The 23609-nt window shown below is 67.4% G+C and carries 25 protein-coding genes and 2 pseudogenes; 9 read left to right on the top strand and 18 right to left on the bottom strand.

Annotated features, from left to right (window positions below):
• Positions 1–5 precede the first annotated feature (5 nt).
• The gene (locus A5775_RS02035) at positions 6–557 is read left to right on the top strand and encodes a DUF4333 domain-containing protein (RefSeq protein WP_067246623.1); all 552 of its coding nucleotides are present in this window, start codon (positions 6–8) and stop codon (positions 555–557) included.
• Here A5775_RS02035 and A5775_RS02040 read toward each other — a convergent pair.
• Entirely contained in the window at positions 554–1291 is a 738-nt protein-coding gene (locus tag A5775_RS02040; protein WP_067246629.1) for an acyltransferase, read from the bottom strand. The two genes, A5775_RS02035 and A5775_RS02040, sit on opposite strands and share 4 nt — an antisense overlap.
• 184 nt (positions 1292–1475) lie before the next feature.
• Between A5775_RS02040 and A5775_RS02045 the strand changes: the two genes are divergently transcribed.
• Both A5775_RS02045 and A5775_RS02050 read left to right on the top strand, forming a co-directional pair.
• Positions 1476–2753 carry a PQQ-binding-like beta-propeller repeat protein gene (locus A5775_RS02045; RefSeq protein ID WP_067246632.1) on the top strand — a complete coding sequence of 426 codons (1278 nt, stop codon included), beginning with the start codon at positions 1476–1478 and terminating at the stop codon, positions 2751–2753.
• An 18-nt stretch (positions 2754–2771) separates the two neighbouring features.
• Positions 2772–3161, top strand: a complete 390-nt coding sequence (locus A5775_RS02050) for a DUF6264 family protein (protein WP_067246635.1) — start codon at positions 2772–2774, stop codon at positions 3159–3161.
• A 28-nt stretch (positions 3162–3189) separates the two neighbouring features.
• On the opposite strand, the gene A5775_RS02055 is transcribed toward A5775_RS02050, so the two are convergent.
• From A5775_RS02055 to ctaD, 8 genes are all read right to left on the bottom strand, one after another.
• Complete coding sequence (locus tag A5775_RS02055) at positions 3190–3873, bottom strand: esterase (RefSeq protein ID WP_067246638.1); 684 nt, start codon at positions 3871–3873, stop codon at positions 3190–3192.
• A gap of 72 nt (positions 3874–3945) precedes the next feature.
• A complete protein-coding gene (locus A5775_RS02060) occupies positions 3946–5196 on the bottom strand; it encodes a class I SAM-dependent methyltransferase (RefSeq protein WP_197512312.1) in 1251 nt (416 codons plus the stop codon).
• Positions 5154–6125: a class I SAM-dependent methyltransferase gene (locus tag A5775_RS02065; RefSeq protein ID WP_067246644.1), complete on the bottom strand. Its 972-nt coding sequence runs from the start codon at positions 6123–6125 to the stop codon at positions 5154–5156. Before A5775_RS02065 ends, A5775_RS02060 begins: the two co-directional genes overlap by 43 nt.
• Positions 6126–6135: 10 nt before the next feature.
• A complete protein-coding gene (locus A5775_RS02070) occupies positions 6136–6900 on the bottom strand; it encodes an enoyl-CoA hydratase (RefSeq protein WP_067247204.1) in 765 nt (254 codons plus the stop codon).
• Positions 6897–7727 (bottom strand): NUDIX hydrolase, encoded by an 831-nt coding sequence (locus A5775_RS02075; protein WP_067246648.1) that lies wholly within the window; start codon positions 7725–7727, stop codon positions 6897–6899. Before A5775_RS02075 ends, A5775_RS02070 begins: the two co-directional genes overlap by 4 nt.
• On the bottom strand, positions 7724–8587 hold the full coding sequence (locus A5775_RS02080) for an ABC transporter ATP-binding protein (protein ID WP_156660535.1): 864 nt from the start codon (positions 8585–8587) through the stop codon (positions 7724–7726). Before A5775_RS02080 ends, A5775_RS02075 begins: the two co-directional genes overlap by 4 nt.
• A gap of 16 nt (positions 8588–8603) precedes the next feature.
• Positions 8604–9839: a phosphoserine phosphatase SerB gene (serB, locus tag A5775_RS02085; RefSeq protein WP_067246656.1), complete on the bottom strand. Its 1236-nt coding sequence runs from the start codon at positions 9837–9839 to the stop codon at positions 8604–8606.
• Positions 9840–9863: 24 nt separating this feature from the next.
• The gene (gene ctaD, locus A5775_RS02090; protein WP_067247207.1) at positions 9864–11609 is read right to left on the bottom strand and encodes a cytochrome c oxidase subunit I; all 1746 of its coding nucleotides are present in this window, start codon (positions 11607–11609) and stop codon (positions 9864–9866) included.
• A gap of 25 nt (positions 11610–11634) precedes the next feature.
• Between ctaD and A5775_RS25250 the strand changes: the two are divergent.
• The 3 genes and pseudogenes from A5775_RS25250 to A5775_RS02100 form a co-directional block, all read left to right on the top strand.
• Positions 11635–11775, top strand: a pseudogene (locus A5775_RS25250) (hypothetical protein); the annotation flags it as partial.
• Between the two features lie 19 nt (positions 11776–11794).
• Positions 11795–12901 (top strand): iron-siderophore ABC transporter substrate-binding protein, encoded by a 1107-nt coding sequence (locus A5775_RS02095; RefSeq protein ID WP_067246660.1) that lies wholly within the window; start codon positions 11795–11797, stop codon positions 12899–12901.
• 115 nt (positions 12902–13016) lie between these two features.
• Positions 13017–14057 (top strand): NAD(P)-dependent alcohol dehydrogenase, encoded by a 1041-nt coding sequence (locus tag A5775_RS02100; RefSeq protein WP_067246665.1) that lies wholly within the window; start codon positions 13017–13019, stop codon positions 14055–14057.
• A 4-nt stretch (positions 14058–14061) separates the two neighbouring features.
• Here the strand turns inward: A5775_RS02100 and A5775_RS02105 are convergent, their stop codons facing one another.
• The 4 genes and pseudogenes from A5775_RS02105 to nrdF all read right to left on the bottom strand — a co-directional run bounded on the left by A5775_RS02105 (position 14062) and on the right by nrdF (position 16662).
• The gene (locus A5775_RS02105; protein WP_067246668.1) at positions 14062–14412 is read right to left on the bottom strand and encodes a DUF3349 domain-containing protein; all 351 of its coding nucleotides are present in this window, start codon (positions 14410–14412) and stop codon (positions 14062–14064) included.
• Between the two features lie 127 nt (positions 14413–14539).
• A pseudogene (locus A5775_RS26165) lies at positions 14540–14632 on the bottom strand (hypothetical protein); the annotation flags it as partial.
• Between the two features lie 133 nt (positions 14633–14765).
• Positions 14766–15113, bottom strand: coding sequence for a hypothetical protein (locus tag A5775_RS02110; protein WP_067246671.1), 348 nt, complete (start codon positions 15111–15113; stop codon positions 14766–14768).
• Positions 15114–15687: 574 nt separating this feature from the next.
• Positions 15688–16662 carry a class 1b ribonucleoside-diphosphate reductase subunit beta gene (gene nrdF / locus A5775_RS02115; RefSeq protein WP_197512305.1) on the bottom strand — a complete coding sequence of 325 codons (975 nt, stop codon included), beginning with the start codon at positions 16660–16662 and terminating at the stop codon, positions 15688–15690.
• Between the two features lie 207 nt (positions 16663–16869).
• Between nrdF and A5775_RS02120 the strand changes: the two genes are divergently transcribed.
• On the top strand, positions 16870–17316 hold the full coding sequence (locus A5775_RS02120) for an SRPBCC family protein (RefSeq protein ID WP_067246674.1): 447 nt from the start codon (positions 16870–16872) through the stop codon (positions 17314–17316).
• Positions 17300–17836 (top strand): TetR/AcrR family transcriptional regulator, encoded by a 537-nt coding sequence (locus A5775_RS02125; RefSeq protein WP_067246678.1) that lies wholly within the window; start codon positions 17300–17302, stop codon positions 17834–17836. The genes A5775_RS02120 and A5775_RS02125 overlap by 17 nt, the downstream gene beginning before the upstream one ends.
• A gap of 26 nt (positions 17837–17862) precedes the next feature.
• Here the strand turns inward: A5775_RS02125 and A5775_RS02130 are convergent, their stop codons facing one another.
• The 5 genes from A5775_RS02130 to A5775_RS02150 form a co-directional block, all read right to left on the bottom strand.
• Positions 17863–18321, bottom strand: a complete 459-nt coding sequence (locus A5775_RS02130; protein WP_067246682.1) for a universal stress protein — start codon at positions 18319–18321, stop codon at positions 17863–17865.
• A gap of 52 nt (positions 18322–18373) precedes the next feature.
• Positions 18374–19921: an NAD(P)/FAD-dependent oxidoreductase gene (locus A5775_RS02135; RefSeq protein WP_067246685.1), complete on the bottom strand. Its 1548-nt coding sequence runs from the start codon at positions 19919–19921 to the stop codon at positions 18374–18376.
• 154 nt (positions 19922–20075) lie between these two features.
• Complete coding sequence (locus tag A5775_RS02140; RefSeq protein ID WP_067246688.1) at positions 20076–20804, bottom strand: TetR/AcrR family transcriptional regulator; 729 nt, start codon at positions 20802–20804, stop codon at positions 20076–20078.
• A gap of 221 nt (positions 20805–21025) precedes the next feature.
• On the bottom strand, positions 21026–21418 hold the full coding sequence (locus A5775_RS26170; protein ID WP_082952845.1) for a hypothetical protein: 393 nt from the start codon (positions 21416–21418) through the stop codon (positions 21026–21028).
• 56 nt (positions 21419–21474) lie between these two features.
• Entirely contained in the window at positions 21475–22413 is a 939-nt protein-coding gene (locus A5775_RS02150; protein WP_231995097.1) for a TIGR03619 family F420-dependent LLM class oxidoreductase, read from the bottom strand.
• A gap of 260 nt (positions 22414–22673) precedes the next feature.
• Here A5775_RS02150 and A5775_RS02155 point away from each other — a divergent pair, with 260 nt between their 5' ends.
• Entirely contained in the window at positions 22674–23465 is a 792-nt protein-coding gene (locus A5775_RS02155; protein WP_231995098.1) for an alpha/beta fold hydrolase, read from the top strand.
• Positions 23466–23609 lie beyond the last annotated feature (144 nt).

Consider the following 23609-nt stretch of genomic DNA (forward strand, 5'->3'; position numbering starts at 1 on the left):
AAACAATGACATCCTGCATCATCCGGACGCTGCTGGTTTCGGCCGCCGCTGCCGGGCTTACAGCACTCGTCGCAGGCTGTTCATGCTCGATCGGATCGTCGCACACGGTGAGCAAGAGCGATGTCGCCGGCCAGATCACCGCCAAGATGGCCGACGCCGCGGGCAACAAGCCCGAGTCGGTGAACTGCCCGAACGACCTGCCCGCGAAAGTCGGCGCCCAGGTGAACTGTGAAATGAAGGTCAAAAACCGGCCGTTCAGCGTCACCGTCACGGTCACCAGCGTCGACGGCAGCGACGTCAAGTTCAGCATGGTGGAGATGGTCGACAAGGACCAGGTCGCCAACGCGATCAGCACCCAACTCGGCGAGCGGGTGGGCAGAAAGCCGGACTCGGTGACCTGCCCCGACAATTTGAAAGGCGTTGCGGGAGCGATGCTTCGGTGTCAGCTCATCGACCATGGCGAAAAGTACGGCGTGCTGGTGACCGTCACGAACGTCGATGCCGGCGACGTCAACTTCCATTTCCAGGTCGACGACCGGCCGCAACCAAATCGCTAGCGGGCGGCCTTTTTACGTTCGATGTCGGCCAGAGCCGCGGCCAGTTCGGCGCGCTGTGCGGCCGAGGTCTCCCAGGCGAGCTGGCGATTTTTGACCACCTTGGCGGGCGCGCCGACCGCGATCGAGAAGTCCGGAATCACACCGCGGACCACCGCGTGCGATCCCAGCACGCACCCGCGTCCAACGGCGGTGCCCCGCAGCACCGACACCTTGACACCCACCCAGGTGTCGGGGCCGATCCGCACCGGGGACTTGACGATGCCCTGGTCCTTGATCGGCAGGTCGATGTTGTCCATGCGGTGGTCGAAATCGCAGACGTAGCACCAGTCGGCCATCAAGACCGAATCGCCGAGCTCGATGTCGAGGTAGGCGTTGATGACGTTGTCGCGGCCCAGCACCACCTTGTCGCCGAACCGCAGTGAGCCCTCGTGCGCGCGGATCGTGTTCTTGTCACCGATGTGGACCCAGCGGCCGATCTCGAGCTGTGCGAGCTCGGGCGTGGCATGGATCTCCACGCCCTTGCCCAGAAACACCATGCCGCGAGTGATGATGTGCGGGTTGGCCAGCTTGAACTTCAGCAGCCGCCAATAGCGCACCAGGTACCACGGGGTGTACGCGCGGTTGCGCAGCACCCATTTCAGCGAGGCCAGCGTGAGGAACTTGGCCTGGCGCGGGTCGCGCAGGTTCGATCCACGCCAGCGGCGATGAACCGGGGCGCCCCACATGCTCGTCACAGCCGGAAAGCCTAACGCGGTCAATGACGAGCCCGCGAACCGCCACGGGTTACCCTCACCTGTACTCAATCGCCGCTCATGCCGCACGGCCGGGTCGCCCCCGGGCGGACCGCGTTGGAAGAAGGATTTGGGAAACCAGGTGCTGGCCGGACATCTCCCGCATCGGCTTCGGCGTTGCTCATCTGTGCTGCTGGCGGCGGTGCTCATGGCGGGGGTCAACGGCTGCGGCAACACCGATTCGTGGGTGGACGCGACGGCCGCACAAGGTTGGCCGGCGCAATACGCTGACGCCGCCAACAGCAGCTACACCACGACCGGCGGGGCCACCAAGCTGTCGTTGCAGTGGACCCGGTCGGTCAAGGGCAGCCTGGCCGCAGGCCCGGCGCTGAGCCCGCGCGGCTATCTGGCACTCAACGCCCAGACCTCGGCGGGTTGTTCGCTGATGGAGTGGGAGAACAACGACAACGGGCGGCAGCGCTGGTGCGTGCGGTTGTTCCAGGGCGGCGGTTTCGCCGGCCCGCTGCTCGACGGCTTCGACAACCTGTACGTCGGCCAGCCCGGAGCGTTCCTGTCGTTCCCGGTGACCCAGTGGACGCGGTGGCGCCAGCCGGTGATCGGCATGCCCACGACGCCGCGCTTCCTGGGGAACGGTGAGCTGCTGGTCGCCACGCACCTGGGGCAGGTGTTGGTCTTCGACTCCCATCGCGGCCAGGTGGTGAGCAGTCCGCTCGATCTGGTGGACGGTGTCGATCCCACCGACGCGACGCGCGGGCTGGCCGATTGCGCACCGGCCCGCCAGGGCTGCCCGGTGGCGGCGGCCCCCGCCTTCTCGGCGGCCAACGGGATGGCGGTGCTCGGCGTCTGGCAGCCGGGGGCCCCGGCCGCGGTTCTGGTCGGCCTGAAGTACCACCCCGGTCAGACACCGCTGCTGACCAAGGAGTGGATCAGTGACGCCGTGGGCGCCGGTGTGATCGCCAGCCCGGTGCTGTCGGCCGACGGGTCGACCGTCTACGTCAACGGCCGCGACCAACGCCTGTGGGCGCTGCGCACCGCGGACGCGAAGGTGAAGTGGTCTGCGCCGCTGGGCTTCCTGGCGCAGACTCCCCCAGCGATCACCCCGCAGGGGCTGATCGTGTCCGGTGGCGGGCCGGACACGCGGCTGGTCGCGTTCAAGGACGCCGGCGATCACGCCGATCAGGTGTGGCGCCGCGACGACACCGTCCCCCTGTCGTCGTCGAGCCTGGCCGGCGCCGGCGTCGGCTACACGGTGGTCAGCGGGCCGCCGGCCAACGGTGCGCCCGGGATGTCGGTGCTGGTCTTCGATCCGGGCGACGGCCACACGCTCAACAGCTATCCGCTGCCGGCGGCCACCGGCTACCCGCTGGGGGTTGCGGTCGGCACCGACCGCCGGGTGGTGGCCACCACCAGCGACGGTCAGGTCTACGGTTTCGCGCCGGCCTGACCGGGACATACTCCCGTAGTGCCGATCGACGACCCCACCGCGCAGGACGCGACAACCACCAACGCAGCCGACGGCCGGCGCGCCAGCACGGCAGACATCGTGGCGACCCTGGTCTTGCTGGTCATCCATGGAGGCCTCTACGGGGCGACCTTTGTGGTGCTGGGCCTGCTGGTGATGAGCACCGACCCGTGCAGCTATCAGAAGTGCGGCGATCCCGCCTGGATCGACCGGGCGATGAACCTGGGCACCTGGGGCGGCGGTGCGCTCTTGGTCGTCGACGTCGTGGTCGCCGTGTATCTGCTGGTGCGCAAGCGAAGGGCCTTTTTCGTCCCGATCATCGGTTGCCTCGCGCAGGTGGCGCTGGCGGCGGTGGCCGTCGCGATGGAATTGCGGGCCGGGCCGGTCTGAGCCGTAGCCCAATAATTGCGATCGCGACTTAGATGGCCAGCGGCGGGATGGCGTTGCGGGGCACCTGCGCCTGGGCCGGCCCGCCGAACGCCGGCAGCATCTCACCCGGGGCGAAGTAGAAGATCAGCTGGTCGTCGGTGATCGCGAAGTTCTGATAGTGCGACGGGTCATGCCCGGTCGACGGCAAAATCGCGGCGCCCAAAGGGGTTTGGCGTTCCAGATCGCGCTGGACGATCGGGAAGATGGCGTCCAGCGGCGTCGCGCCCGGGGGGAACAGGGTGTCGAAGGTGATGGGCTGCTTCGTCCCGAGGTGGTAGTTGAACGCCTTGTACCAGGTCGACGAACGCGTTCCCCCGACGTCCTGGAAGAACTTGAGCACCACGCTGCGGGTGTTGTGCGGCGGCTGGCCGGCGCTGCGCTGGTCGGTGGTGGCCTCCAGCTGGTAGGGCTGGTCGCGCCCCCCGGAACTCTGCGCGACGTTGACGAAGCCGTCCCGGTTTTGGGTGACGTAGTCGGTCAGCGCCTGCTGGTCCGGGTAGTCGGTGGGAAACGTCATGGTGAGCATGTAGTTGGCACCGGTGGCGTGCAGACGGCACATCTGGCCGGCCTCGACGCTGCCGCCCAGGCTCGCGCACGACGGCGGCTCGGCGGCGGCCGGCCAGCCCAACAACACCGCCGGTGCCAACAGCGCAGCGGCTATCAGATAACGCATCGTGGAATTGTCCTCGCAAACTAGCCAGGGCGGGATGTGACCGGAAACTAACCGCCGCCAGCGTACCCGGCGCTACCGGGACGCCCGGCAAACGAACGCCATCGCACGACCGGACGCCCGCGCACCGATCCGGGTGATGACCACCGACAGCGGCCGGCTACCGCGCAGCCGCATCCGCTTGCGCAGCGCGTCGGGGTCGACCCGCACCCCGCGGGCCAACACCTCCAGCGACCCGCAGTCCAGCGCCGACAACGCCTGCCGAAGCCGTCGTTCATCGAAGACCAGCGGCTCGATCACCTCGAAACCCCGCACCGCGGCCGGCAGCCGATCACCCGAGAGGTAGGCGATGTCGGGGTCGAGCTGCCACAGCCCGTGCCGCGCGCCGTAGTGACGCACCAGCCCGGCCCGGACCACCGCGCCGTCCGGGTCGACGATCCACCGCCCGACCGGGCGCACCGGGCAGTCATCGGGCTCGGCGTCGGTGAGCTGTTCGCCGCGGTCGAGGACGTTCGCCCGCCGGGTGACACCGGGCCGCGCCAATCCCGCCGACCACAGGCATGCTTCCCGGACCGAACCCCGATAGGACGTCACCTCGATCTCCCCGTCGAAGCCGAGGCGGCGCACCTCGTCGAAATCGATTCCCGGAGCACACTTTACGACGAAATCCCGGCCGCGGTATGCATCGAGCAACGCGCCGAGGCCGGGCCGGTAGTCATCGATGCGCACGCGCCGCCGCCCCTCGGCACGGCGCGCCGGGTCGACGACGAGCACCGCGTCGCGGGTGATCGGGCGCAGCGCGTCGGCGCGACAGAGCCCGGCCACCGCGCCCACGTTGTGGCGCGCCATGGCCAGGCGCACCGGATCGATGTCGCTGCCCACCGCCGTCAGCCCGCAAGCACGTAGCGCGGCGAGCTCGGTGCCGATCGAACAGGTCGCGTCGTGCACAACGACGTCCGGGCCGCCCTCGGCCAGCCGCCCGGCCCGGTGCAACGCCACCGGCGCCGCGGTGGCTTGCTGCAGCGCCTCGTCGGTGAACAGCCAATCGGACACCGCGAACCCTGGCCCACTCAGCTTGTCTAGTTTTTCCAAGGCGCGGCGCCGCAACAGGACCGTCTCCACCAGCACCGCCGCCCGGTCGCCGAAGTGGGCGCGCGCGGCGGCGACGTCGGCGACCCGGGTGGCGTCGGTCAGCTCGAGTTCGGCAACCGACGCCAGCGCCGCGGCGCCCGCTTGCGACCGCAGATAACCGACGTCGTGTGCGCTGAAACGCAGCCCAGGACTCAGGAGGGTTTGACCCCGGTCACCATCACGTTGTAGAACCAGCCCTTCGGGACGACGCGCCGCCACACATTGGCATCCACCCAGCTCAGCGTCTTCCAGCCGTTGAAGGCGAATTTTGCCCAGCCCCAGCCCAGCCGCCCGGGCGGCACCGTCGACTCGAAGGTGCGAACGGGCCAGCCGAACATCGCGGCGCTGAACTCTTCGCTGGCGGTCCGGACCTGCACCGCGCCGGCGTTGGTGGCCATCCGCTCCAGGTCTTTCGGATCGAAGGTGTGCAGGTCGACCACCCACTCCAGCGCCGCGGCGCGGGAGTTCTCGTCGATCTCGGCCTGCGGGCGGCGCCAGCCACCGAGACCGGGCAGCTTCACCGCACGGATGGTGAGGTTCCATGTCAGGTCCGCCAGCGCACGGGCGTAGCCGTTGCCGACGGTGGTGGGTTCCCCGGCGAACACGAACCGCCCACCGGGCTTGAGCACCCGCATCACTTCGCGCAGCGACAACTCGACGTCGGGAATGTGGTGCAACACCGCATGCCCGACCACCAGGTCGAAGGTGTTGTCCTCATAGGGAATGCCCTCGGCGTCGGCGACCCGGCCGTCGATGTCCAGGCCCAGCGACTGCCCGTTGCGGGTGGCGACTTTGACCATGCCGGGCGACAGGTCGGTGACCGACCCCCGCCGGGCGACGCCCGCCTGAACCAGATTGAGCAGGAAAAACCCTGTCCCGCAGCCTAATTCGAGGGCGCGGTCGTAGGGCAGCTCGGCGATGACCCCCTCGGGCACGATGGCGTCGAACCGGCCCCGGGCGTAGTCGACACAGCGCTGGTCATAGGAGATAGACCACTTCTCGTCGTAGTTCTCGGCTTCCCAGTCGTGGTAGAGCACCTGGGCGAGCTTGCTGTCGTGCCGGGCGGCCTCCACCTGCTCGGCGGTGGCGTGGGGCGTCGGAACGGCGTCGGTCGAACTCGTCATGCAGGGCAGCCTAACGGCCGCCGGGATCCGCCCTATCGCCACCGCCCTGACCAGCGGAGAACACCTCCGCGTAGCGACGGCGTTCGGCGGCGAGCCGCGCGGCGGGCTCCAGGTCGAACACGTCGTTGATGCCGGCCTTGGCGGCGGCCAGCGCCTGGCGGGGGCCGTCGAGGAAACGGCGTGCCCATTCCGCGGCGGCGTCGTACACGTCGTCGGGGGCCACCATTTCGTCGATGAGGTCCAGCGCCAGGGCTTCTTCGGCGTCGAAGAACCGCCCGCTGAACACCAGCTCCTTGGCCCTGCTCGCCCCGGCCGCCCGGGTCAGGCGTGCCATCGCGTCGCCGCCGGGCACCAGCCCGGCCAGTATTTCGGTCGCGCCGAACTTCACGTTGTCACCGCTGATCCGCCAATCGGCGGCCAGGGCCAGCGTGAGCCCGGCGCCCAGGGCGTATCCGGTGATCGCGGCCACGGTCGGCTTGGGGATGGCCGCCACCGCGTCGATGGCCTGCTGGCGGACCCGGGCCGCGGTCTCGGCTTCGGCGCCCCGCAGGGTCCGCAGCTCGGGCATGTCGTCGCCGGCGGAGAAGATCTCGTGGCCACCGAACAGGATGACCACGGCAACGTCGTCACGCCGCCCCAATTCCTCGGCCGCCGCGATGACCTCGCGGTAGACCTGGCGGGTCATCGCGTTCGTCGGGGGGCGCGACAACAGCAGCATGGCCAGGCCGGCGTCCTGCGAGCCGTCGCTGACCACCACGCTGACGAACTCGCTCACAGCGGCCACTTCATGGAACCGCCCGATTCGCGCGCCCGGTGATAGCGGTCGGAGTCGAAGAACTCGAAAACCCAGTTGTCACCACGCTTTTCGAGGAGAGGTTGCACTGTCACGATCTGGCGCTCGACGGCCAGCACATCGGCGACGCTACGGCCGGCCAGCGAGTCCAGCTGGGTCCAGGTCGGCGGCAGCAGGATGTTGCGGCCGGCCTCGAAGTCGTCGATGGCGTCCTGCGGCAGCGCCCAGCCGGACAGGTCGGATTCGGTGTTCTCGCCATCGGCGCGCTGCCCCTGCGGCAGGGCCGCCACGAAGAAGTAGGTGTCGTAGCGGCGGGTCCGCTCGGCCTCGGGAGTGACCCAGTTGGCCCACGGCCGCAGCAGGTCAGAGCGCAGCACCAGATTTTCGGTGCGCAGGAAGTCGGCGAATGACAGCGTCCGGTCGTCCAGGGCGCGCCGGGCATCGGCGTAGACCGAGGCGTCGCCGACGATGCCGTCCGGTGCCGTACCGCCCGGGCCCGCCGGGCCCGCGAACAGCACTCCCGATTCCTCGAACGTCTCGCGGGCGGCGGCGCACACCAGCGCCGCGGCCAAATCGGGTTCGATGCCGAACCGCTGCGCCCACCACTGCGGCGGCGGGCCGGCCCACGCGATGTCGGCGTTGCGGTCGCGGTCGTCGACACCGCCGCCGGGAAACACGATGACGCCTGGGGCGAACTCCATCTTCGAATGGCGGCGCATCAGGAAGATCTTCAAGCCGCCGGGCACGTCGCGGATCAGCATCACGGTGGCCGCCGGTCGGGTCGGCAGCGGCTCGGGGGTGGTGGTCATTCCTGCCTCCTCCGGTGGGCTGCGCGAGTGCGGACTCGCCGCGCGAAGTAACGCCCGTCGGCGACGTCGAGGGCGATCGATTGGCCGAACGCGGTGGACAGATTCTCGGCGGTCAGCACGTCGGTGAGCAATCCCGCGGCCACCACCTGGCCTTCCGCGAGCAGCATGCAGTGGCTGAAACCGGGCGGGATCTCCTCGACGTGGTGGGTGACCAGCACCAGGGCGGGCGCGTCGGGGTCCGCGGCCAGGTCGGCCAGCCGCGCCACCAGCTCCTCGCGGCCGCCCAGGTCCAGACCGGCGGCCGGTTCGTCGAGCAGCAGCAGTTCGGGGTCGGTCATCAGGGCGCGGGCGATCAGCACCCGCTTACGCTCACCTTCCGACAGCGTGCCGTAGGTGCGGTCCGCCAGATGCTCGGCGCCGAGGCTCTCCAACATGTCGATCGCCCGGCGGTAGTCGACATCTTCGTAGCGCTCGCGCCACCTGCCCAGCACCGCGTAGCCCGCCGAGACGACGAGATCGCGCACCACCTCGTCGCCGGGCACGCGCTGCGCCAACGCTGAGGAACTTAGCCCGATGCGGGAACGCAACTCCGACACGTCGACGCGGCCCAGCCGCTCACCGAGCACGAAAGCCACACCGGACGAGGGATGTTCGGCCGCGGCGGCGATCCGCAGCAGCGACGTCTTGCCGGCCCCGTTGGGCCCGACGATGACCCAGCGCTCGTCGAGTTCGACCGCCCAATCCAGCGGCCCGACCAGGACGTTGCCGCCGCGCCGCAGCGCCACCTCACGTAACTCGATCAGTAGATCGGGGTCGGCTGCCTCGCTTCCGTTTTCGGGCATCCGCCCATCGTGCCGTATGGCCCGCGAGCGTCACTTAGTCGGGCGGGATTTCCACCCGGCGCACCTCGCCGTCAACGGCGTCGGCGGCCTCGATCTCGCCGCGGGTGATGCCCAGCAGAAACAGCACCGTGTCCAGATACGGGTGGCTCAGCGACGCGTCGGCCACTTCCCGTAGCGCCGGCTTGGCGTTGAACGCGATCCCCAGCCCGGCCGCGGCCAGCATGTCGATGTCGTTGGCGCCGTCGCCCACGGCGACGGTCTGCGCCATGGGAACCCCGGCGTGTTCCGCGAATTCCCTTAGGGCCGTGGCCTTTCCGGCACGGTCGACGATGGGCCCGATCACGCGTCCGGTCAGGGTGCCGTCGACGATTTCCAGCTCGTTGGCCGCGACGTAGTCCAGCATCAGCTCTTCGGCGAGCGGTTCGATGATCCGGCGGAAGCCCCCGGACACCACGCCGCACGCGTAACCCAGCCGCCGCAGGGTCCGCAGCGTGGTCCGCGCGCCCGGCATCAGCTCCAGCTGATCGGCGACCTCGTCGACCACCGTGGCCGGCAAGCCCGCCAACGTCGCCACGCGCTGCTCGAGCGACTGGGCGAAGTCCAGCTCGCCGCGCATCGCGGCGTCGGTAATCGCGGCGACCTTGCCCTCGGCACCCGCCTTCGCCGCCAGCATCTCGATGACCTCGCCCTGCACCAGCGTGGAGTCGACGTCGAACACGATGAGCCGCTTGGCCCGCCGCTCCAGGCTGTAGTCCTCGACGGCGACGTCGACGTGCTCCTCGCTGGACACCCGGTTCAGGGCGGTCCGCAGCCGGCCGTCGACGCCGGGCGGCACCGAGACGCGCAACTCCAGCCCGGTCACCGGATAGTCGGAGACGCCGCGGATCAGGTCGATGTTGACCCCCAGCGCAGCCACCTCGCGGGCCACCGCGCCGAACGCGCCGGCGGTGATGGGCCGGCCCAGCACGAAAATGGTGTGCGTCGAGGGTTCCTGGATGATCGGCACGTCGTCGCTGCGCTCGATGCTGACGTCCAGGCCCACCTTGCGGATGGCCGACTCGACGTCGTCACGCAGCTCGGAACCGTCGGCGACGGCCGACGGGCAGCACACCAGCACGCCGAGTGTCAGGCGGTGCCGGATCACCACCTGTTCGACATTGAGCAGCTCGACCCCGTGGCGCGACAACGCCTCGAACAGGGTCGCGGTCACGCCCGGTTGGTCCACGCCGGTGACGGTGATCAGCACCGACACCTTGGGTGGTGAGTTCACTCCCGACAGCCGCCCGTCAGGCCATCAGCTGCGAACCTGGACGTCGTCGAGCCTGGTGACGTCCTTGTCCGCGGGCCCGTGCGCCCGGCCCACATGCGCCTCGGCGCGCAGCCGCTCGACCATGTGCGGGTAGTGCAACTCGAAAGCCGGCCGCTCCGAACGGATTCGGGGCAGCTCGGTGAAGTTGTGCCGCGGCGGCGGGCAGCTGGTCGCCCACTCCAGCGAGTTGCCGTAGCCCCACGGGTCGTCGACCGTGACGACCTCGCCGTAGCGCCAGCTCTTGAAGACGTTCCACACGAACGGGAACATCGAGGCGCCCAGGATGAAGGCGCCCACCGTCGAGGCGACGTTGTAGGGCTGGAACCCGTCGCTGGGCAGGTAGTCGGCGTAGCGGCGCGGCATGCCCAAGTCGCCGAGCCAGTGCTGCACCAGGAAGGTGGTGTGGAAACCGATGAACGTCAACCAGAAGTGCAGCTTGCCCAGCCGCTCGTCGAGCAACCGGCCGGTCATCTTCGGGAACCAGAAGTACACCCCCGCGAAGGTGGCGAAAACGATGGTGCCGAACAGCACGTAGTGGAAGTGCGCGACGACGAAGTAGCTGTCGGTGACGTGGAAGTCGATCGGCGGGCTGGCCAGCATCACGCCGGTCAAGCCGCCGAGCAGGAAGGTGAGCAGGAAGCCGACCGAAAACAGCATCGGCGTCTCAAAGGTGATCTGCCCCTTCCACATGGTGCCGATCCAGTTGAAGAACTTGATCCCGGTGGGCACCGCGATCAGGTAGGTCATGAACGAAAAGAACGGCAGCAGAACGGCTCCGGTGGCAAACATGTGGTGTGCCCACACCGCGACCGACAGAGCGGCGATCGACAGGGTGGCGTACACCAGCGTGGTGTAGCCGAAGACCGGCTTGCGCGAGAACACCGGGATGATCTCGGTGACGATGCCGAAGAATGGCAGGGCGATGATGTAGACCTCGGGATGGCCGAAGAACCAGAACAGGTGTTGCCACAACAGGACTCCGCCGTTGGACGCGTCGTAGACGTGGGCGCCCAGATGGCGGTCGGCGGCCAGCCCGAACAGCGCCGCGGTCAGGATCGGGAACGCGATCAGGATCAGGATCGAGGTCACCAGGATGTTCCAGGTGAAGATCGGCATCCGGAACATCGTCATGCCGGGCGCGCGCATGCACACCACGGTGGTGATCATGTTGACCGCGCCCAGGATGGTGCCCAGACCGGCGAGGATCAGTCCGGTGATCCACAGGTCTCCGCCGGCGCCGGGCGAGTGGACGGCGTCAGACAGCGGCGTGTAGGCGGTCCAGCCGAAGTCGGCGGCCCCGCCTGGGACGATGAAGCCGGCCGCCGCGATCAGCCCACCGAACAGGAACAGCCAGTACGAAAAGGCATTCAGCCGCGGGAACGCCACGTCGGGCGCGCCGATCTGCAGCGGCAGCACCAGGTTGGCGAAACCGAACACCACCGGTGTGGCGTAGAGCAGCAGCATGATCGTGCCGTGCATGGTGAACAGCTGGTTGAACTGCTCGTTGGACAGGAATTGCAGCCCGGGGGCGGCCAGCTCGGTGCGCATCAGCAACGCCATCAGCCCGCCTATGAAGAAGAAGACGAAGCAGGTGACGGTGTACATCACGCCGATCAGCTTGTGATCGGTGGTGGTGATCAGTTTGTAGACGAGGTTCCCTTTGGGGCCCATCCGGTCCGGGTACGGACGAACGGCCTCGAGTTCTCCCAAGGGGGGCGCTTCGGCTGTCAACAGCTTCTCCAAACATCCGGATCGGATGGGCCCCAAAGGGAACCTCGTCTACAAACTGATCACCACCACCGATCACAAGCTGATCGGCGTGATGTACACCGTCACCTGCTTCGTCTTCTTCTTCATAGGCGGGCTGATGGCGTTGCTGATGCGCACCGAGCTGGCCGGATGTTAGCGTCTGACGCGTGTTGTTCGGCGTGATCAGACCCGCTCGGCTGGCCGCGGCCACCGCGGTGACGGCGGCGGTCGCCGTGGCATGCGGCGGCTGCGGATCCGACAAGCCCGCCGCCACGCCGCCGGCCCGTTCGCTGGTCACCCCCACCACGCAGATCGCGGGGGCCGGCGTGCTGGGAAACGACCGCCGGCCTGACGATTCGTGCGCCCGGGAGGCCGCCGAGGCCGATTCGGGGGCCGCGAAGCGGCGCGTGCACAACGCGGCGGGCGTCGAGCCGGACGTGGTGCAGGTGCCCGCCGACCCGCAGCGCATCGTGGTGCTCTCCGGCGACCAGCTCGACGCGTTGTGCGCGCTGGGCCTGCAATCGCGGGTGGTCGCCGCCGCGTTGCCGGACGGCTCGTCGAGTCAGCCCACCTATTTGGGCGGGACGGTGCACGGTGTGCCCGGGGCCGGTACACGCTCCCACCCGGACGTGACGGCGGTCGCGGCCGCCCACCCCGATCTGATCCTGGGTTCCCAGGGGTTGACGCCCGCGTTGTATCCGCAGCTGGCGGCGATCGCCCCGACGGTGTTCACCGGCGCACCGGGCGCGGCCTGGGAGGACAACCTGCGCACTATCGGCACCGCCACCGCGCGGGGCAGCGCGATGGACGCGTTGCTCAGCGGGTTTGCGCGACGAGCGACCGACGTGGGCGCGCGGCATGACGCCTCCCACTTTCAGGCGTCGATCGTGCGGCTGACCACCGAGACGATCCGGGTGTACGGGGCCAACAACTTCCCGGCCAGCGTGCTCGGGGCGGTCGGGGTGGACCGGCCGGCCGCGCAGCGGTTCACCGACAAGCCCTACGTCGAGATCGGCGCCACCGACGCGGACCTCGCGAAGAACCCGGACCTGTCCATCGCCGACGCCGACGTGGTGTACCTGTCCTGCGCCGGCCCGGCCGCCGCCGACCGGGCCGCCGCGGTGCTCGACAGCGGTCCGTGGCGCAAGTTGTCCGCCAACCGCGACAATCGGGTCTATGTCGTCAACGACGAGATCTGGCAAACCGGCAAGGGGCTGATCGCGGCCCGCGGCATCGTCGACGACCTGCGCCTGGTGAACGCCCCGATCAACTGACGCCACGCCCCCGGTACGCCGCCGCCGGAACGTGATGTTCGCCCCGATAGTTGGCGGAAGAACGTTACCCTAGCTAAAATTTTATTCGAACCCATCACATCGAAGAGGGATATTCATGCGCACTGTTTCGGCATACGCCGCCACGTCGGCGACCGAACCGCTGACCAAGACCACCATCGAGCGGCGCGACCCGGGCACGCGCGACGTGGCGATCGACATCAAGTTCGCCGGCATCTGCCACTCCGACATCCACACGGCCAAAGGCGAATGGGGCACACCGGATTACCCCCTGGTCGTGGGCCACGAGATTGCCGGCGTCGTCACCGAGGTCGGCGCCGAGGTCACCAAGTTCAAGGTGGGCGACCACGTCGGCGTGGGTTGCATGGTGAATTCGTGCGGCCGGTGCAGCAGCTGCGACGCCGGGCTCGAGCAGTACTGCAAGAACGGCGCGACGTTCACCTACAACGCCAAGGACAAAGATGGCACGACGACGCAGGGCGGCTACAGCCAGGCGGTCGTCGTCGACGAAAACTTCGTCTTGCGCATCCCCGGCTCGCTGCCGCTGGACAAGGCGGCGCCGCTGCTGTGCGCGGGCATCACGCTGTTCTCCCCGCTGCGGCACTGGAAGGCCGGGCCGGACACGCGGCTGGCGGTCATCGGCCTGGGCGGCCTGGGGCACATGGGTGTCAAGCTGGCCGCCGCGATGGGCGCCGAGGTCACGGTGCTTTCGCAGTCGCTGAAGAAGATGGAAGACGGGCTGCGGCTGGGCGCCAAGCATTACTACGCCACCGCCGACCGCGGCACCTTCAAGAAGTTGCGCAACAGCTTCGACCTGATGCTCAACACCGTCTCGGCGAACCTGAATCTCAACGACTACCTGAGCCTGCTCGACGTCGACGGCACCCTGGTCGAACTGGGCATCCCCGAGCACCCCATGGAGTTGGGCGCGTTTTCGCTGGCGCTGGCACGCCGCAGCCTGTCCGGGTCGAACATCGGCGGGATCGCCGAGACCCAGGAGATGCTGGATTTTTGCGCCCAACACGATGTGACGCCCGAGATCGAGGTCATCGACCCCGACTACATCAACGAGGCCTACGAGCGGGTGCTGGCCAGCGACGTCCGCTACCGCTTCGTCATCGACATCTCGAAGCTGTAGCGGCTCAGGAAACCGAGTTGGGGGCCGGTTCGGGCTTGCCGTTGGCCGCCCCGTGTTCTGCCGCCGATTCGGTGGACAGCGTGATGCCGGCGAGCGGCCACCCCGCGGCCGCCAGCCGGGCGGCCACCCGCGCGACGTTCTCCGGACCGGCGTCGTAGTGGGTCATATCGGAGATGAAATCGGCGATCACGTCGCGGTTGATCTCGTCGCCCGGCTTGGTTTCCTCGTCAATCGCGTCGACGACTTCCTTGATCTGGTCCTCGGTCAGCGGCGTGCTGCGCAGCAGCTCCAGCAGCGGGACCCGGTCGGGTCCGGGAACGCCGTCGGGATAGCCGCACTGCAGCCACTGGATCACCGAACGGAAAAAAGCGGCCGTAGAAGATGGGGTTATCGCCACACCCCCAGTCTCCCGGCTACCCGGTCGGCGGCGCCACCGGGCCGCCGCGCCCTAGCGACAATTCACGCGGCGTTCACAAACCGCTTTAGAACTCCCAGTTCTCGTCCTCGGTGACGACGGCCTTGCCGATGACGTACGACGAGCCCGAGCCGGAGCAGAAGTCGTGGTTTGGATCAGCTACCTGGTCAGAGCGCTGTAAATGGGCTTGAGCTGCGAATATTTGTCGCTGTGTTTGCTCGAGTTATCTGTCAATTGCCGCAAGGTGTGGGCAAAATGTGGGCACGGAACCTGGTCCGATATGGTTCGGACCGCTATGCGGTCCCGGGAGTATCGGAACCGTCCGGAGCGCCGTTGTCGATCCACTGTTCGATCGAACGGATCTCATCGTCGGCCACCGGGTCGAATCCGACTGGCATACGGGGAAACTTCGCATCGGGGCCAGTGCCGAACGGTGGCTCACCTTTCAAGGACAGGATTACATTCGAATGCGCTCCATCGCCGAGCGTCAGGATGGGTTGGCCGAACAACTTCGTGGCGACGAACTCGTCCCGATTGACATTGCGCCAGAACGCGTGGTGCGGTGGGCCAACCTCGGCGTCTGGGCCTCCGACAGCGGCATCGAGGATATCGACAACCCCACGAAAGGTATTGACAGCCATCTGCACTCTCCTTTTGTTGCGATTGACACCGATAGGTAGCGGGGGACTTGAAGCCCGGGCTGCCACGGGTCAACGCTGTCCGAAGTCAGGTTGAATTGTCATCACCCGTGTTGCCGACTCACCCGGGTGATTGTGTCGTACCCGGGTGGACCTGGGCCCTGACTGGGCGGCGTTCTCACGGACCGCTGTACCGGCGGTTGGAACTGCCTCGCGGTCCAGCGGTCACCATGGAAAGCGACGTCGACGATACGGCCTCGACGTTGTCGTCGGCGGCGAGAAGCTCAATTCGTGAAGCTGCAGACCTCTCCTAGCCGCCCGCGCCATCGCGGCGATGCAACGCGGTCGGACGTGTCTGCTTTAGCGCGCCGAACGGGACGACCAGGCCGGCGAGCAAGCCAGCCAACAAAAAGCGTGGGCGGATCTCACGAAAGCTCAAGCAACGCCTCGGAGGCCATCAGTGGCCACGATCAATAAATACCAATCTTCAAGCGGTGCAACACTTTACCGTGTTCGCTACCGCACACCCGAGAACCGCCAGACCGACAAGCGCGGTTTCAGGACCTTGACCACCTACTTAGAAGTCCCAGTCCTCATCCTCGGTGACGACGGCCTTGCCGATCACGTACGACGAGCCCGAGCCGGAGAAGAAGTCGTGGTTCTCATCGGCGTTGGGTGAGAGCGCCGACAGGATCGCCGGGTTCACGTCCGTCTCGTCGCGCGGGAACAGCGCCTCGTAGCCGAGGTTCATCAGCGCCTTGTTGGCGTTGTAGCGCAGGAACTTCTTGACGTCTTCGGTCAGCCCAACCTCGTCGTAGAGGTCCTGGGTGTACTCCACCTCGTTGTCGTAGAGCTCGAAGAGCAGTTCGTAGGTGTAGTCCTTGAGCTCTTGCCTGCGTGCGTCGTCGACCAGCGCCAGGCCGCGCTGGAATTTGTAGCCGATGTAGTAACCGTGCACCGCCTCGTCGCGGATGATCAGCCGGATCACGTCGGCGGTGTTGGTCAGCTTGGCCCGGCTCGACCAGTACATCGGCAGGTAGAACCCGGAGTAGAACAGGAAGCTCTCCAGCAACGTGGAGGCGACCTTGCGCTTGAGCGGCTCGTCGCCGCGGTAGTACTGCATGACGATCTCGGCCTTGCGCTGCAGGTTGGGGTTCTCCTCCGACCAGCGGAACGCGTCGTCGATCTCGACCGTCGAGCACAGCGTGGAGAAGATCTGGCTGTAGCTCTTGGCATGCACCGACTCCATGAAGGCGATGTTGGTGTAGACGGCCTCCTCGTGCGGGGTCAGCGCGTCGGGGATCAGGCTGACCGCGCCGACCGTGCCTTGAATGGTGTCCAGCAGCGTCAGGCCGGTGAACACCCGCATGGTCAGCTGCTTTTCGTGCGCGGTCAGCGTGCCCCAGGACGGGATGTCGTTGGATACCGGCACCTTCTCGGGCAGCCAGAAGTTGCCGGTCAGCCGGTCCCAGACCTCGGCGTCCTTCTCGTCTTGCACCCGGTTCCAGTTGATCGCCGAAACGCGGTCAATCAGTTTCATGTTTTCGGTCACCAGAACCCCACTTCACACGCCGTTTTGCCGGAGGGACGTCAGGCTCCAGACACTACCCCTGGGGTACGACTACCGAGCGCAACACAAGAGGTTGTGTTTTCCGTGTCGCGGACGCCCGCGGGCCGCCGGATTTACTTACCTTTCCAGTATGGCGCGTTCGCCGCCGTGGCGTAGGCGAAATCGGCGGCTGGATGTACCATTTGGTACATGATTACCGAAGACAGCGTCGAGATCGACGCGCCGGCCCCATTGGTATGGAAGGTGTTCACCGACGTCGAGCGCTGGCCGGAGTGGACGGCGTCGGTGACGTCGCTGGCCGCGGTCGATGGGCCCGGGCTCGCGGTCGGCAAGCGCTTCGCGATCAAGCAGCCACGCCTGTCGACGCTGGTGTGGAGGATCACCGAAGTCGAGCCGGGAACGTCCTGGACGTGGGAACAACGCGCTCCCGGCGCCAGGGCCAGCGCCCGCCACGATGTGATCGCCCAACCGGGCGGGGGAACCCTGGTGCGCCAGCGCATCGACCAGAACGGCGTGCTGGGCGCTCTTGTCGGGCGGCTCATGCGATCGATGACCCAGCGATACCTCGAACTCGAGGCCCAAGGCCTCAAGGCCCGCTCCGAACAGCTCAGCCGCGCCGATGGCGCGCACCCCTGACACCGAGCGGCGCCGGCAGCTCCTCGATGCCCTCGTCACGGAATTCGCCGCCGGCGGCATCGGCGACCGGTCGCTGCGCGCGGTGGCAGACGCGGTCGGTACGAGCCACCGAATGCTGTTGCACCACTTCGGTTCTCGCGAAGACATGCTCGTGGCGATCGTCGAGGAGATCGAGCGTCGCCAGATGGGACTGCTGACCGAACTGCCCACCGACCCGGCCGAGAGCTTCGCCGCCATGTGGGCCGATCTCCGTCGGCCCGAACTGCGCCAAGCCGAACGGCTATTCTTCGAGTGTTACGCCCGCGGCGCGCAGGGCGAAAAACCTTTCGCCCGAATGGTTCCCGGTGCCGTCGAGGGCTGGCTGCGCGAGGCCAAGGAAGCCTACGACAGCCCCGTCGACCCCGCCCTGGCCAGACTCGGGCTGGCCGTAATCCGTGGCCTGCTACTGGATCTCGTGGCCACCGACGACGACGTCGGCGTCGACGCGGCCGCGCGCGCCTTCTCCGAGCTGCTCAGCTAACCTTCGGACCGAGTCGCACCGATGCTTCAGCTCGCGGTGTGGACGATCAGGACATCGATCTTGACCTTGCGGGAGACCTCGGACGGGACTGATCCCAGCAGCCGCCCGGCGACGCTGTCGAGCCCGACGTTGCCGACGACCATCAGGTCGGCTTGGACCTCCTCGGCGAGCTGCACCAGCACGTTGATGGGGGCACCGACGATCGACCGCTCCTCCACGTTCTTGGCCCCTGTTTGGTGCGCCCGTTCCTTGGCGTTCTGCAGGATCGCGTAGAAGGGGGCTTCCCCAACCGTCCGATAGTCCTGGCCGTGGTCGCTCCCCGGCGGGATGGCGTAGCGGCCGCGTTCCTGGGCGACGGGGAGATGCGCCGTCACAACGATCAGTTTCGCGCCGTGATCCGCGGCGATCGCGGCTGCGCGATCCACCGCGCGCAGCGACGAGTCCGAGCCATCGGTGCCGACCACAACGGTCTGATAGACGCTCATTTCCCTGCAACTGTAACGCCGGGCGGCGGCCAAATCCCCCAAATGAATTGGTTCAACTTTGCACGGCGGCCGCGTGCCTGCCCGTACTGACGCCGTAAAACTGGTATTCCGCGGGCTTGACCGAGCGGGTCGCCCGCCAGTACTCCCAGGTGTAGCCGCCCCACAGCACGGTGTTCTTGCCGTGCTCGTCCAGATACCAGCTGCTGCAGCCGCCGCTGTTCCACACCGACGGGCCCAGCCTGCGCTGCAGCTCGTCGTTGAATGCGTCCTGGGCGGCGCGAGTCGGAGCCAGCGCCTGCGCGCCCAGCTTGTCGCAGGTGGCGATCGCGTCGGCGACGTATCGGATCTGGGATTCGATCATGAACACCACCGAGTTGTGTCCCAGCCCGGTGTTGGGGCCCAGCAGGAAGAACAGGTTGGGCACGTCGGCGACGGTGATCCCGCGGTGGGCGCCGATGCCCTCGCGGTTCCAGCGGTCCACCAGATCCTCGCCGTGCAGCCCCTTGATCTGGACGTAGGTGTAGGAGTCGGTGACGTGAAAGCCGGTGGCGTACACGATCACATCGGCCTGCCGGTGCGTGCCGTCGACGGTGTCGATGCCGTCGGCCGTGATCCGGGCGATGTGGTCGGTGACCAGCTCGGTCTTCGGGTCGGCCACCGCGCCGTAATAGGTGGAGGAGTTCAGGATTCGCTTGCACCCGACGCGGTAGTTCGGGATCAGCTTGCGGCGCAGCTCCCGATCCTTCACCGATCGGCGAATGTTGTATTTGCAGTAGGCCTCGATGAACTTCAGCAGGTTGGGGCGCTTGGTCATGCCGAAGGCCAGCGCCTCCTGGCCCCAGTAGATGACCAGGCGCACCAGCGCGCGCAGGCCGGGCACGGTTTGCATGGCCCGGCGCACCGCCGGCGGGATGTCGGGGTTGGAGCGCGGCACCACCCACGGCGGGGTGCGTTGGTAGAGCTGGAGTTCGGCAACCTGCTCGACGATCTCCGGCACGATCTGGATCGCGCTGGCACCCGTCCCGATCACGGCCACCCGCTTGCCGGTCAAGTCGACACTGTGGTCCCACTGCGCGGAATGGAAAGCGGCACCGGCGAATTCGTCGCGTCCCTCGATGTCGGGCATGGACGGGATATGCAGCGCGCCGGCTCCCGAGATCAGGAACTGCGCGACGTATTCGCGCCCGTCGGCGGTGAACACGTGCCAGCGGTGCTCGTCATCGTCCCAGTGGGCCCGATCCACCAACGAGTTGAACTCCATGTAACGACGCAGCCCGTATTTCTCGGTGACGCCCTTGAGGTAGTCCCAGATCTCGGGCTGATAGGAGAAGGGGTTCTTCCAGTCCGGCTTGGGCTCGAACGAAAACGAATACAGGTGCGACGGGATGTCGCAGGCGCACCCGGGGTAGCTGTTGTCCCGCCAGGTGCCGCCGATGTCGTCGGCCTTTTCCAGGATGACGAACCCGACGCCCTGCTTCTGCAGCGCGATGGCCATCCCCAGGCCGGAGAACCCGGTCCCGATGATGACGGCCCGGGTGTGGACGGGCTTGGCGGCCTTGGCCGCCGGGAGTGTCTCGGTGTGTGTCACGACGTCGGTCACGGTCGATCGGTCTTTCTCGTCGGGCCAGTCTCAGGTCGCGCTCGCCGGCATCTTCGGCCGTTGCCACCCCACTGGCGCAAATACCCAGTACCCAGGGTATCGGTTCGGACGAGTGTTGACGATCACCGCAACGATGTCAACGTGCCAAAGGTCCTCAGCCCGCGGCGCGGTTGGCCGGGACCACGCTGTGGATCGGCTGGTCGGGGTCCATGCGGATGCCGAGCGCTTCGGCGGTGCCGACGATGACCCCCATCATGATGGTCGTGAGGTGGGCGACGAATTGCTCTCGCGGCATGCGAAGGGGGCTGTCGGGGTCGGGACCCAACCACCACTCGGTGGCCGAGGCGGCACAGCCGAACGCCGCGTTCCCGGCCAACTCGACAGCCGCGTGGTTCAACTCCATCTCGCGCAGCTCGTTGTCGAACATGTCGGCCACGGCCAAGGTGATGCCTCGGCCCTCGTTGAGGATCTGTGGGCTCGCCGCGGTGCGGCCCTGAATGAAGACCCGCAGCACGTTAGGGTGCTTGTCGACCAGGTTGACGTACTCCTCGACGGCGCGCCGGATCACCTCGCGGGCCGAGTCGGTCTTCAGGTCGATGGACGGGAAGATCGCCGTCCACAACATGTCGCGCAGCCGCTCCCCGATCGCCTGGAACAGGTCGGACTTGTCGTGAAAATGCCGGTAGATCTTCGGTTTGGCGGTGCCGGCCTCTTCGGCGATTTCGCGCACCGACAGCTCGGGTCCCAGACGGTCGATGGCGCGGAACGCCGCGTCGACGATGTCGCTGCGCACTTTCTTGCGGTGCTCGCGCCAGCGTTCGCTGCGGGCGTCGACCTTTGGCCCCGGCTTGGCAGCCGGGTGGGGTCTCGCAGGTCGAGGCATTCTCACCACGTCACGCACTTTACCCCGTCGCCGCTTCTGACCTGGGCAGACTGCGCGTTCCCGTGGCGCGGCGTTGCGATGCCCTTGTCGGCCGCGTCGCTACGGCCCGCGCAGCACTTCCCTCGGCAAGCGGCCGAATTCCCGCCGGTAGTCGGCCGCGAACCAGCCGAGATTGCCAAATCCCTAGCGGTATGCGCCAGCCGCCACGGTTGTCCCATCCTCTACAGATGACTGCCGTAGGTCCGGCGTCGGCTTATCGCACCGGTGAACTTGGCAACCGTCGCTTCGAATTCGGTACGCGGAATGCACACATGGAAAATGTTGCAGTTTGCTCCCACCGCAGCCCAAATGCCGTGTGGGCTTCCAGCACGACGAAACCACCGGGCAACACGACCCGCTCCCCGTTTGTCCGCCCTGGCCACGAATCGTCCGCTGACCTGCTGGGACACCACGACGAAGTCGTCGAATGTCGACGACTCGAGCACCGTGGTCGCCGAACCGTACGACAGGGAGTAAACGCCGAGCCCGCTGCCCCCGCCCTCGGCATGCCGCGCGCGAAACGCCGACACGCGGCCCCGGACGGTGAGGCGGTGGGGACAGTAGACAGACCCGATCTAGGTGCGCACGTCTTCCGGATCCGTGGTGTCGGTCCGGATGCGCAATCCGTCGATCATGAGGCCGTGGCCCGTTCGCGGATCTGCTCCGCCGTCTCCAGCATTTGCGCAGTGCTGGTGAACCCGTCCTGCAGATTGAGATCCAGGATGAGTTCGTCGGCGCCCGCCTCCGCGGCGGTCCGGACATCGTCGAGAACCTGGTCCACCGTGCCGACGAACGCGGATCGGTCCGGTCCGGCCGGCCGGTGGGTGAAGGTGACGTTGCCGACCACGATCATCTCCATCCGGCTCGTGTCACGCCCGTATTCGCCAGCCATGCCCCGGATGCGGTCCCAGTCGGCCCGCAATTGCGCCGCTCCCGCCGGGCCCGGCGTGGCAAGCAGCGGCAGCCAGCCGTCGGCGCGTTTGGCGATCCGCTGCAACGCTTTCGAACTGGTGCCACGGCCCAGGTTGTGGCCGCCGCCACCCAGCATGACGGGGATTTTCGCCACCGGCTTGGGCAGGACTGCGGCGTTGTCGACGACCACCCGCGGTCCCCGGAAGCTCACCGGGTCGGGGCCCCACACCGCATCGAAGACATCGAGCGTCTCGTCGAGGAAGCGGCCGCGATCGGCTCGGGTGGCGCCGGTGGCCTGCAGTTCGTCGGTGGCCCAACCGGTGCCCAGGCCCGCGATCACGCGGCCGCCGCTGATCTGATCGATCGTGGCGAGCGCCTTGGCGAGCTGGACCGGCGTGTGCAGTGCCGCGACGAGGACGGAGGTACCGAGGCGGACGCTTTCGGTCGCGACCGCCGCGGCGGTGAGGACGGCCAACGGGTCGGCGGCCTGTCGCGAGTGTTCCGGCCATGGCACGTTGGATCCGGCATAGGGCTCCACGGGCGTCTGCGGGAAGAGCAGTCGCTCGTACGTCCACACACTGGAATATCCGGCCGCTTCGGCTGCCCGTGCCGCTTCGACCAGATCGTGTTGCAGGTCGACTCCCAATCTCTGGGGCATGCGAAGTCCAAGTCTCATTCGGTACCTTCCATCGAGTCGTCACGCTCGCGGAAAAGAACAACCATTCCGCGCCGCCAATGCCGTTGATGGCCAGAGGCGTCCTTTTCTGTGGAGCGGATGGCGCGTTGTGAGTGGTGTGCGGCTGCTACCAGAATGGTTCGCAGTCAACGGATTCGGGGCATGGCAGTTTCTGTGGGTAACATGACGCGTTTGTCAACCGGGAACGGGCCCGGGGCGGCGTTGCAATCAGCGTGCCAACCGTGATTTCTCCCGACGGGACCTGCATCGGCTATGAATCCGTTGCTGTCGGTCCGCCGTTGCTGCTGGTGCATGGCAGCACCGGCACGCGTGCTCGCTGGTCCTCGGTGACGCCGGTGCTGGCACAGCGCTACACCGTCCACGCGATGGACCGCCGCGGTCGGGGTCTGAGCACCATCGAGGCCGAGCCCTATAGCCTGAGCCGGGAAGCCGAGGATGTGGCGGCCGTTGCTCAGGCCGTCGGCGGAAGCGTTTATGCCGTCGGGCATTCCTACGGGGCGCTGGCGGTCCTCGAAGCAGCCCTGATCACACCCGCGTTCCTCCGGATCATGCTGTACGAGCCGCCAATACCGTCGCCAGGCCTTGACGTCGGGTCACCGGAGGGCCTCGCACGCATCACCACGATGTCGGACCCGCGCGAAATACTCAAAACGTTCTACTGCGAAACCCTGCACCTCCCCCGGCCGGCCATCAAAGACCTTGTCGATCGCGAGTTTCCGTATCTGGTCGACTCGATCGGGCACACCGCCGGCCGCGAACTCGCGGCGGCCCGCGCCTACCGCGCCACCCAGCGGCTAGCCGAGATCACCGTCCCGGTACGTATGTTGTTCGGCACCCAGAGCCGGGCGAATTTCCGGGCGGCCGCCGCGGCCGTAGCCGACTTGGTACCGGGCGCGACGGTTGCCGCGTTGCGCGGTCAAGGGCACCAGGCGGTCGACTACGACCCACAACAATTCGTGCGGGCGGTACTGGATTTCGACTCGCGTTCGGCTAGCCCGCGTCGGCGACCGTGATGATGGTCTTGCCGCCGCCACAACGCGCCGGGTCGAATGCCGACACGCAGCTTTGGCGATCGTGCTCCGTCTGCTGCAAAGTTAGGGATACCGCTACCGCCGGTCTACCTAGATAGCGCGGCGCTTGTCCGCAGAGCGCGGACA

Source organism: Mycobacterium sp. 852002-10029_SCH5224772 (assembly GCF_001667315.1).
GTDB lineage: Bacteria > Actinomycetota > Actinomycetes > Mycobacteriales > Mycobacteriaceae > Mycobacterium.

What these genes read in the sequence shown, in the direction of transcription:
- A5775_RS02075 (WP_067246648.1), bottom strand. Translation starts at nt 7,727, where the DNA reads ATGACCACCACCCCCGAGCCGCTGCCGACCCGACCGGCGGCCACCGTG.
- A5775_RS02055 (WP_067246638.1), bottom strand. Translation starts at nt 3,873, where the DNA reads ATGCGTTATCTGATAGCCGCTGCGCTGTTGGCACCGGCGGTGTTGTTG.
- A5775_RS02100 (WP_067246665.1), top strand. Translation starts at nt 13,017, where the DNA reads ATGCGCACTGTTTCGGCATACGCCGCCACGTCGGCGACCGAACCGCTG.
- A5775_RS02035 (WP_067246623.1), top strand. Translation starts at nt 6, where the DNA reads ATGACATCCTGCATCATCCGGACGCTGCTGGTTTCGGCCGCCGCTGCC.
- A5775_RS02140 (WP_067246688.1), bottom strand. Translation starts at nt 20,804, where the DNA reads ATGCCTCGACCTGCGAGACCCCACCCGGCTGCCAAGCCGGGGCCAAAG.
- A5775_RS02120 (WP_067246674.1), top strand. Translation starts at nt 16,870, where the DNA reads ATGATTACCGAAGACAGCGTCGAGATCGACGCGCCGGCCCCATTGGTA.
- A5775_RS02130 (WP_067246682.1), bottom strand. Translation starts at nt 18,321, where the DNA reads ATGAGCGTCTATCAGACCGTTGTGGTCGGCACCGATGGCTCGGACTCG.
- A5775_RS02150 (WP_231995097.1), bottom strand. Translation starts at nt 22,413, where the DNA reads ATGCCCCAGAGATTGGGAGTCGACCTGCAACACGATCTGGTCGAAGCG.
- A5775_RS02110 (WP_067246671.1), bottom strand. Translation starts at nt 15,113, where the DNA reads ATGGCTGTCAATACCTTTCGTGGGGTTGTCGATATCCTCGATGCCGCT.
- A5775_RS02125 (WP_067246678.1), top strand. Translation starts at nt 17,300, where the DNA reads ATGGCGCGCACCCCTGACACCGAGCGGCGCCGGCAGCTCCTCGATGCC.
- A5775_RS02065 (WP_067246644.1), bottom strand. Translation starts at nt 6,125, where the DNA reads ATGACGAGTTCGACCGACGCCGTTCCGACGCCCCACGCCACCGCCGAG.